Source organism: Streptomyces sp. ActVer (assembly GCF_027270795.1).
Classification (GTDB): Bacteria; Actinomycetota; Actinomycetes; order Streptomycetales; family Streptomycetaceae; genus Streptomyces; species Streptomyces umbrinus_A.
This window is the reverse complement of record NZ_JAPWHT010000087.1, coordinates 20,404-29,362: the sequence shown is the minus strand read 5'-3', so window position 1 is coordinate 29,362 and position 8,959 is coordinate 20,404. Positions and strand designations below refer to the sequence as shown.

Here is an 8,959-nt window from a genome sequence, read left to right as displayed (position 1 = left end):
CCGAATGGGGGAGGGGGTTTGCCGGGTGCGGGTTGGGTGTGGCTGGTCGCACAGTTCCCCGCGACCCTTTCAGGGGCGCGGGGAACTGCGCAGTCTTTTGGGGGTTCGGGGGCGGAGCCCCTGAGCAGGTGACGGGATTGGGTAGGGGCGGCGAGGGCGAAAAACTCGGCCCAGCCACCCCGGCGGGCCGCTCAGCGAGCCGTAGCCGAAACCCGCTCACTCTCGATCCGCTTCGCCACCGCGTCCTCCCCAACCCGCTCAAGGTTCCGGCACAACACCACGGACCCCCCGACAGCCAACGGAGCGAAGAGCCCGGCGCTCAGCCCCTCCCACGTGTCGTAAGGAAGAGCGGACAACAGCCGAGCCCCAGGCCCGGTCAGCCCCAGCGCGGGCGCATCCGCACGAGCCCGCTCGACAACCTCCGCCCCCGTCAGCTCGGCCCCGGCGACAACCACCGAGGGCGCCTCCGGATCCACAGGCCCGTACGCCTGGAAGACGTCCCCCTGGCCGGGCACCTCGACGGCGTAGTCGGCGTATCCGGCAGGCACCTGGGCGAACCGCCGCCCGAGCGGCGCGAGCGACAACGCCACCCGTTCCCCGGAGCACGCGAGCCCGGCCTCGAACTGTCCGGGCCCGGCGACCACATGGTCGGCGGCACCCGCGTCGCCCCCGACATCCGCCACGACTCCCACGGAGGAACAGGCGAGCAGCCACACCGCCGTCTGCCAGTGCGCGGGCAGCAGCAGGGCGACCCGCTCCCCGGGCTCGGCGGCCAGCTCGCCCTGGAGCAGGTTGGCGGTCTTGGCCACCCAATTGGCGAAGGTGGCCACGGACAGTTCGACACGTTCACCCGTGGCGTCGTCGTAGAAGGTCACCAGGGGGCGCGCGGGATCCGTGGCGAGCGCGGATCGCAGCAGGTCGGCAGGGGTGCGGTCGGTGGCGTTCACGGGACGCAAGGGTACGCGGACACCCGCCCGGGCGGGGGAGTGAGGGCCACCGGTTCGGCGGAGTGCGGCCGACGGTCCGTCAAATCCCAGATGGACAGATAAGTATGACTATGTCCAGGATCAGGGGCATGCGCGGATATCTTGCTGCCTCGATCGCCGTCACGTGTGCGGCCGCCCTGGCCTTCCCCCTGGCCCTGTCCACCGACGCCGCGGCCGCACCCCCGGCGGCCGGAAGCCCGACCACCGAGCGGGCGACACCGGACAGACCGGCATCCGACCGAACGGCCAGGGCCCGACCGGAAACGCCGAGCACCTCGAAGACATCGGCCGAGACGGCCACGTCGGCCGGGACGGCGGCGGAAGCCCCAGTAGCCGCCCCCGCCGCCCCCGCCGCCCCCGTCACCGCCGTCTCCGCCGGTTCCGCGACCGACCGATCGATCCCCGGCAGCACCCAGTCCCTCCCCCTCGCGCCCCTCACCCCGCCCCCCGGCGACCGCACCCTGCCCCCCACATCCGCCCCGGCCTCCACCCCCGCCGCCACCCAAGGCCTCCCGCGACGCGACGTACGCCGCTTCTCCCTCGTGGGCGTCGTCTGGGACAACCCGGACATGGAACTCCAGGGCCGGGTCCAGGTCCGTACCCGCGCGAGCGGCACCGCGAAGTGGTCCGTCTGGCAGGACGTTGACACGCACAACCGCGAGCACGCGGCGGACCCGGACACGGCGGAACGCACCTCCGGGCGCGTACGGGGATCCACGGCCCCCCTGTGGGTCGGCGACTCGGACGGTGTGGAGGTCCGCGTCCAGGCGGAGTCGGACGGCAGGCCGGAGGCGGACGGCCGGGCCGTCGCAGGCGACCTCCTCCCCAGGGGCCTGCGCATCGAACTGATCGACCCCGGCGTCGACCCGGCCGCCGAACCCCCGCCCCAGGCCTCCGGGGTGGACACCCCGCGGGGCAACGTCCTGTCCCCCGAAGCCGCGGCCTCCTCCGCCGTCAACGCCGACCTCGCCCCCCTGGGGGCCACTTCGATCCCCGCCCTCAGCCAGAAGCAGACGGAGTCCGACCTGGTCGCGACCCGCGGCGATTCGGCGGGCGTGGTGAGCGGGACGGACAAGCCGGCGCCGAAGGACAAGCCAGTCGTGAAGGAGAAGCCGGGTACGACAGGCAAGACCGGCACGATCGGCAACGCCGACGCGGCGAGCGCGGGGGAGGGCCAGCGCGTGAAGCCGTACATCGGCGCACGTCCGCGCATCGTCACCCGCCGGGGCTGGGGTGCCGACGAGACGCTCCGCGAGCGGAACTTCAGCTACACGAAGACCGTGAAGGCCGCCTTCGTCCACCACACGGCGTCGGGCATCAACTACCGCTGCGCGCAGGCCCCTTCAGTCATCCGCAGTATCTACCGCTACCACGTGAAGAGCAGCGGCTGGCGGGACATCGGCTACAACTTCCTCATCGACAAGTGTGGAAACATCTACGAGGGGCGGGCCGGAGGCGTGGCCAAGCCGGTCATGGGCGCACACACTCTCGGTTTCAACACCAACAGTATGGGGATCGCGGTCCTCGGGAGCTTCGGTGCCTCGAACCCGCCCGCCGCCGCGGTGAAGGCGATCGCGAAGCTCACGGCGTGGAAGCTCGGCCTCTTCGGAGCGAACCCGAAGGGCAAGACCTACCTCAAGTCCGGGGGTGGAAATCTCTACCGAAAAGGAAAGAACGTACGACTCAATGTAATCTCCGGTCACCGGGATGGTTTCGCCACCGAATGCCCGGGCGGCCGACTCTACGCGAAGCTCGGCACGGCCCGTGCGACTTCGGCCCGCTACCAGGGACGATGACGTCCGGTCGGCGGGAATGGTGAGCCCGGCAAGCCGGGGTTCCAACCCCGGCGGCTCCCCACGGTCATACCTCCCCAGAGGCGCCCCACAGCCATCGAAACGGTCTGCATACGCTGGCCGGTCGAAAGACAGTTCGACCGGCCCCATCAGGAAGCAGAGACGACAGGTGACAGAAGCGATCCTCCTGGTCGGCGGCAAGGGCACACGGCTGCGCCCCCTCACGGTGCACACGCCGAAGCCGATGGTTCCGGCGGCCGGGGTACCGTTCCTCACGCACCAGCTGGCACGGGCGAGAGCGGCGGGGGTCGAGCACATCGTGCTCGCCACGTCCTATCTGGCCGAGGTCTTCGAGCCCCACTTCGGCGACGGTTCGTCGCTGGGGCTCCACATCGAGTACGTCACCGAGGAGGAGCCCCTCGGCACCGGCGGCGCCATCCGGAACGTGGCCTCCCGGCTGAGATCGGCCCCCGACGACCCGGTCCTGATCTTCAACGGGGACATCCTGACGGGCCTGGACATCCCGGCCCTGATCAGCACGCACCGGTCGTCGGGCGCGGACGTCTCCCTGCACCTCACGAGGGTGACGGACCCGAGGGCGTACGGACTGGTCCCCACGGACTCGTCGGGCCGGGTCCAGGCGTTCCTGGAGAAACCCCAGACTCCCGAGGAGATCGTCACCGACCAGATCAACGCGGGAGCGTACGTCTTCCGCCGCTCGGTGATCGACGCGATCCCGGTGGGCCGCCCGGTCTCGGTCGAACGGGAGACGTTCCCGGAGCTCCTGTCCTCCGGCGCCCACCTCCAGGGAATGGTCGACTCGACCTACTGGCTGGACCTGGGCACCCCGGGGGCCTTCGTACGCGGCTCGGCCGACCTGGTCCTCGGCCGCGCTCCGTCCCCGGCGGTCCCGGGCCGCTGCGGAGACCGCCTGGTCCTCCCGTCGGCCACGGTCGCCTCCGACGCCAAACTGACCGGCGGCACCGTCGTCGGCCACGGCGCCACCGTCGGCGAGGGCGCCCGCATCTCCGGCAGCACCGTCCTCGACGGCGCGGTCATCGCCCCGGGCGCGGTCATCACCGACTCCCTGATCGGTGCCCGCGCCCACGTAGGAGCCCGTTCGGTCCTCACAGGAGTGGTGGTGGGCGACGGCGCCTCGGTAGGCCCGGACAACGAACTCCGCGAGGGCGTACGCATCTGGTGCGACGCCCAGATCCCGGCCGCAGCACTCCGCTTCTCATCGGACCAGTAACACCGACTCAAGCAGGGCCTTGACCAAAGGGGGGAGCAGAGCCTGCGCACACAAACTGGCGCAGGCTCACACCACCCAGCCCGTCCGGCGTTCGAGGACGAGCGCGTTCAGCGCGATACGGGGGTTCGGGGGCGGAGCCCCTGAGTAAGTGACGATGGGGGTCCCCCCGCTCGAGCGAAGGTGGAATGTCATTGTGGGGTAACCGTTACCTGATCTAGAGACCTGCACGTCAGGGCACCTACGGATTTCGTTGTCCGGCCTTGATCACGCGACGGGGTGTTCCGCGAGGACGGACCGAACCTCCGGTACGTCGTCGTAGTCGGCCAGCCGCCGCAGGACGACCCGGGCCCGTTCCGAGGTGCGGTCGCTGGCGACGTCGGCGGACAGGTCGAACATCCGCTGAGCCGTCGCGGCGGCCTCCTCGGGCTCGTTGGCGTCGGCGTAGGCGACGGCCAGCCACGACAGGTAGAGCGCCAGTTCCCGGGCGTGCGTGGCGTCGTAGCGGTCCAGGACGCGGGACAGCAGCGGCACGGCCCGCAGCGGTCGGCGCAGCTCGGTGAACACCCGGGCATCCATGACTTCCAGCTCGTCACGAGACACCCAGTACGCCCAGTCGGGCGCCTCGGGTCCGCCGTCGGCGGACAGGGCGTCATGCGCCTCCCCGAGGGCCCGCATGGCGCCTTGGGCATGAGTCCGGCCCGCCTTCGCATGGGCCCAGGCGACGCGGTCGAAGAACAGCGCGCGGGTCTGCGCGGGGGCGTCGGGTCCGGCCTCGGTCACGGCGGCCTCGGCCAGGTCGACGCCTTCCAATTCCCGCCCGGTGTTGGACAGTTGGTAGGCGAGCGATCCGGCGAGGTTGGCCACCAGGGCGCCGTCACCGGCCTGCCGCGCGGCAGAGATCCCGAGCCGGTATGCCTGCTCGGCCTGGTCGTGCTCCCCGGCGTCCGAGGCGATCCATCCGGTGATCTGCGCCAGCTCGCCGATCTGCACGAGCAGCGCGGTCCCGGTGGGTTCGTCGTACGACGAATCGCGGTGCAGCCGGACAGCCCCGGACAGATCACGGAACGCCCGGTCGATCAGGTCGCCACCGGCCAGCACGTCATCCGCGAGGCGTAGCCCGTGCACCCGTCCGGCGAGGGCGGCCACGGTGGACGCGCCGATGCGGCGTCCTTGGCCGTCTCCGCGCTCCAACGGGTCGCCGGGGGGCAGCAGTTGAGCCAGGGTGGCGAACGCCCCGGGCAGGCGTCCGGCGGCATCTCCCCGGGCGTACGCGGCGGCGGCCTCCAAGGTCTCCAGCCGGGCCCCGAGAACGGTGGCCAGCGCGGGCAGCCACGCACCCGGGACGCGTTCGCCGCGCTCCCACCGGGACACCTCGTTGCGGGTCACGGACGCGGTGCCGGACACCAGGCACAGCCGGTCGGCGAGCTGACGCTGAGACAGCTTCGCGTCCCGGCGCAGCCGGGCCAGATAGGCGCCGAACTGCCGCTTCCGTTCCGTGGTGTCCATGCGGGCCTCCCCCCGGAACCATTCTGGCCCCTCCCTGGCCCCCTGGGGGGCGCCTCCGAGAGATCCATGTGACCCGCGAGGGTGGGGTGACCTGCGAGGGGGCGAGTGATCATGACGATGACGATCCAGGTCTACAAGATCCACAAGGACGGGCGGCGGACGGAGATCGTTCCGCGCTACGAGGTCGGGACCGGAGACCCGGAACGGCTCCAAATGGATCTCGGCTACCCGCCCTGCCGCTGCCCGCACCACCGGCGGGAAGCGCGGGTCTCGCGGTGAGCGCGCCCACCGTCGACACGGACACCATGAGCCCGCACTGCGCGGTTGCCCAGCGGCCGGAGTACCGGGACCTGCACGGCGAGTGCACCCAGACCCGGGATGTCCCACTTCCGCACTCGCGCGGCATCCTGCTCGTGCGCCGGTGCACGTGCTCCTGCCATCGATACCGGGCCTGACCTGAGAATGTCCCGTGGTTCATCGCATCTGTCCTCGCTGTAGTCGGCCGACCACGGCGAGGACAAACGATCGGCCGGTTGTCCCTCTGCGCGGACAGACGGCCCGTGAGCCTCGGTCTCCGGACCCGGAGGTGTCACGGGATCCCGGGGCGGTGTCCACGAGGCCACGCCCCGGCGGGGACAGCCGGAGGACATGAGACGGCGCACCCGGGGACAACCCCTGATCACCCGGGTGCGCCGTCCGGCAGCAGTGATCGATTTGCTGATAGCAAACTCGATCCGATGATCGCGGCGAGTGATCGTTGGCCTGACCTGGGACTCACGGATCTTGATTGCCTGTTTCGTTGAGCAAAGATGATCAGGGCCTCTGACCACGGGTTTTGCTCGGAATTTACAGACTGTAATGCGCCCATCGGGTCACGGGCCTCGGGGGGTTATCCAGACGGTAGTAGCGTCTGGGGTAGGCGGGGCTCGTGTTACGTCGAGCACCCTGCCCCCCTGGGCCCGATGATCACGCCTCTGACGTGCAGCGATGCCCGCCCGAACCCGGTTTGCTGAGCAAATCACAGATGACCATGAACTGTGATGCCTGGCGATCACTGAGTGATCGTCAGCCGGTCCGGCCAGCAAACACCTGAGCAAACTGGGACCGACGATCACCGCGCGGGCAGTTACATCGCGCGGCTGCCCCAACAGCCGCCACGCGGTGATCGTCGGTGTCTCGGGTCAGGTGCTGTAGTTGCTCAGCCGGAACGCGTCCGGGATCACCACGTCACCACCAGTTCGCCAGTGCATGTAGAACCCACGCTGACCGGTCGGACGCTGCGCAGCACCGAACAGGTGGTTGATCAGTTCGATGCTCGTGCCGAGACGATCGGTCACGATGTACTGACGGAAGTCACCGGACAGGACCGCGTAGTCGGCAGCGCTACCGGTCAGCGCTCCGTCCATCGAACCGTTCTCGATCACGTCCCAACCCAGCGCCTTCGGTGGCGTGGTGTTGTCGTTGATGATCGAGTAGTTCAGGCCGGTCGCCTGCGGGAGCTGACGGAACCCGTTGATGATCGACAGGTTCATCATCCACTTCGCGTTCTGCCTCCAACGCGGGGGCAGAGACGCCTGGTTGGCGTACAGGTCGGCCTGCGCCAGGACGTTGGTACCCGTCGCGATCACCGAGGAGCCACCGGCCGCGACCAGGGCCGTGATGATCCCCTTGGGCTGACCGGTGCCGGTGCCGGTCGTGAAGGCCGTGGCCTCCAGCGACGCCTTGGCGTCGGCGAACACTTCCGCCACCTGCCGCGATATGTCCGAGTCCTCGAACAGCTCGTAGCTGACGGGCAGGAAGGCCGCCCCCTTGTAGGACGTGATCGCAGGCTGGAGGAGCGCCGGGGTGTCGTCGCTGACCTCGGCGGCCTCGGCGTCCCAACTGGCCGTCACGCCGGTGCTGGTGACGAACCGCTGCTCGTTCAGGACGGTCTTCTCGACCCGCGCAACCTGCCGCATCGGGTCGACGTACCCCGCGTTGCTGATCATGATTTGGGGGTCCAGCGCGTAGGGCACCAGGAAGCCACCGGAGCCGGGGGTGCCGAGGCTCATGGCCCGCTCGACGTAGCGCACGCGGTTGTGGGCTTCCTGCTCGTCGCGGCTCCATTCCAGGTGCCCCCGGACGGGATCACGCATCCACTTGAGGAACGCGCGCCGGTAGGCCGGGCTGGACAGTTCGAGGGTGTACCGGGCCATGCGGCCCCGGTCGCGCTCGTCCTCGTCGGCGTCCTCCACGGCGCGGGTGCCTGCCTCGCGGGCGGCGTCCGGCATGTCCTGCGCCTCGATGGCGTCAAGGGCGCGGGAGCGGACCTCAGAACCCGGGACGTTGCGCAGGCCGACGCCGGACCACGGGTCACGGCGCCGGACGCCGGAACGGCGGCTGTGGGTGCGGCCGTCCACGGTGCCGTCAGGGGTGCCGAACGGTGTGCCGTCCTCGGTGTAGCCGACGCGATCCACGGTGCGCGTCCGGAGTTCGGCGATGCGGTCGAGGTGTTCCATCACCTGTCGATGCGCCCGCCGGTACAGGGCCGCGCGCGGCCCCTCGATGGGCTGGCCCGCTGAGCGATCGTCGATCTGCTCCATGACCGCCATGCAGTCGTCGAGGGTGGGGCCGTCGGCGAAGAAGCCGTCAACCGCCTCGCGGGTCGGGTTTTCGGTGTCGATCTCGAACGTGGACATGGGTGTCCCCTGGCTAGTCGTGATCATGACTCGCCTGGTGGAGACCCAGCGCACCTCTCCGAGGCTGCGCCTTGTCCGGCCAGGGGACCCCGGTGGAGGCGCCCCCCTGGGACGTGCTCCGGCCGTGGCCCTGCTGATCACAGCGTACCTCGCTGAGCTGGGGCGACAGTACAAACCCTGGTACGTGAACGCCGCGTGTGGCCGTCTAACGAGATCGTTTGTGTTCCCGGGGCCCCGCGTCCACTCCCTCTGAGTTAGGGATTCCTGCATGTCAGAGTGGGTGTGGGGCGGCTGACACCCGACTGACGTCACTGACACCGTCAGTCGGGTTTCAGAGGCGTCAGTCACCCACTGAAACGGGCCCTGGCCTATAGGTCTCGCGATCTGACATTCCGGGGTGTCACCTGTCGCGGCGTCAGGGTCGCGCGCGCGTGCGCGCATAAGGGTCCGGCCGGACCTTGCGGCGGTCACATGTAGAAGCCGAAGTACTCGGCGTCGGCGTCGGTGGCCTCTTCGGCCGTGTCAACGGGGAGAATCCTGAACCGGCCTCCCACAATCACGATCTTGAGCATGCCCTCGGCCAGACCGGCCAGGTACGCGGCGGCATCGGGGTGCCGGGCCAGAGAGTTCACGGAGTCGGCGAACTCCTCAGTCAGATTCCGCGAGGCGAGGGCAACGAATTTGGCTTCGGCTTCGGGGCTGATCTCGGGGCTGGTCATGTTGATCTCCTGTGACGGAAGTGCC

7 protein-coding genes are annotated in these 8,959 nt (G+C 69.8%); 3 read left to right on the top strand and 4 right to left on the bottom strand.

Annotated features, from left to right (window positions below):
* Positions 1-191: 191 nt before the first annotated feature.
* The gene (locus O3Q52_RS16715) at positions 192-947 is read right to left on the bottom strand and encodes a TIGR03089 family protein (RefSeq protein ID WP_269649571.1); all 756 of its coding nucleotides are present in this window, start codon (positions 945-947) and stop codon (positions 192-194) included.
* A gap of 128 nt (positions 948-1,075) precedes the next feature.
* On the opposite strand from O3Q52_RS16715, the gene O3Q52_RS16710 reads away from it, so the two are divergent.
* Both O3Q52_RS16710 and O3Q52_RS16705 read left to right on the top strand, forming a co-directional pair.
* A complete protein-coding gene (locus tag O3Q52_RS16710; RefSeq protein WP_269649570.1) occupies positions 1,076-2,782 on the top strand; it encodes a peptidoglycan recognition protein in 1,707 nt (568 codons plus the stop codon).
* Positions 2,783-2,948: 166 nt separating this feature from the next.
* Positions 2,949-4,031 carry an NDP-sugar synthase gene (locus O3Q52_RS16705; RefSeq protein ID WP_269649569.1) on the top strand — a complete coding sequence of 361 codons (1,083 nt, stop codon included), beginning with the start codon at positions 2,949-2,951 and terminating at the stop codon, positions 4,029-4,031.
* A gap of 264 nt (positions 4,032-4,295) precedes the next feature.
* Here the strand turns inward: O3Q52_RS16705 and O3Q52_RS16700 are convergent, their stop codons facing one another.
* Positions 4,296-5,537, bottom strand: a complete 1,242-nt coding sequence (locus O3Q52_RS16700) for a helix-turn-helix domain-containing protein (protein ID WP_269649568.1) — start codon at positions 5,535-5,537, stop codon at positions 4,296-4,298.
* 111 nt (positions 5,538-5,648) lie between these two features.
* Between O3Q52_RS16700 and O3Q52_RS16695 the strand changes: the two genes are divergently transcribed.
* Positions 5,649-5,816, top strand: a complete 168-nt coding sequence (locus O3Q52_RS16695; RefSeq protein ID WP_269649567.1) for a hypothetical protein — start codon at positions 5,649-5,651, stop codon at positions 5,814-5,816.
* 902 nt (positions 5,817-6,718) lie between these two features.
* Here O3Q52_RS16695 and O3Q52_RS16690 read toward each other — a convergent pair.
* Both O3Q52_RS16690 and O3Q52_RS16685 read right to left on the bottom strand, forming a co-directional pair.
* Entirely contained in the window at positions 6,719-8,215 is a 1,497-nt protein-coding gene (locus tag O3Q52_RS16690) for a phage major capsid protein (protein ID WP_269649566.1), read from the bottom strand.
* Positions 8,216-8,682: 467 nt separating this feature from the next.
* Entirely contained in the window at positions 8,683-8,934 is a 252-nt protein-coding gene (locus O3Q52_RS16685; RefSeq protein WP_269649565.1) for a hypothetical protein, read from the bottom strand.
* Positions 8,935-8,959 lie beyond the last annotated feature (25 nt).